Consider the following 617-nt stretch of genomic DNA (forward strand, 5'->3'; position numbering starts at 1 on the left):
CAGATTGTGCGCGCTATCAGCACCTACACCACCAGTGCCGACGGTGCCACCGACCCGTCACTGCTGGACATTACCAGCATTCGCTCGCTGGATTATGTACGCCTGGCGATCGATACCCGTATCGAGCTGCGCTTCCCGCGCCAGAAGAACACGCCGCGCGTGGGCCGGGCTGTGCGCTCGGAAATCCTCAACGTGCTGTATCAGCTTGAAGATATGGAGATTGTGGAGAACGTCGACCAGTACAAGGCGGGCGTCCTCGTGCAGAACAGCGAGCAAGACAGCGGCCGTCTGAACTGTGTCATTCCGACCAACATCGTCAGCGGTCTGCATGTGATTGCATCTCGCATCGACATGATCCTCTAAGGAGTCACAATGGCAATTCCATACATGGGGGCGGTGGTCCTCGAAGTGAACGGCCGCGAGGTCGAGGTGACGGAGTTCAACGTCAACAACAACACCGGCCGCAAGCTGGTCAAGACCATGAACTCCACCGGGCGCGCTAAGGGCTACTGCTCTGGCATTGAGACTTTCGAGCTGTCGCTGACGGTGGCAATGCCGCTGGGCGACACCTCTATCGACTGGGAGAACGTCGTCGGGGCCAAGCTGACCCAGTACCC

Annotated in this window: 2 protein-coding genes; both read left to right on the top strand. The window is 59.2% G+C overall.

What is annotated here, in order from left to right:
- Positions 1 to 363 (top strand): phage tail sheath C-terminal domain-containing protein (locus tag ADK28_RS31715; protein ID WP_048796034.1); only part of this gene is annotated, 363 nt, incomplete at its 5' end.
- Between the two features lie 9 nt (positions 364 to 372).
- On the top strand, positions 373 to 617 hold a 245-nt coding region (locus tag ADK28_RS19455; RefSeq protein WP_048796428.1), incomplete at its 3' end, for a hypothetical protein.

The sequence above is a fragment of the Serratia sp. 506_PEND genome (assembly GCF_001076875.1).
GTDB classification, from domain to species: domain Bacteria; phylum Pseudomonadota; class Gammaproteobacteria; order Enterobacterales; family Enterobacteriaceae; genus Serratia; species Serratia marcescens.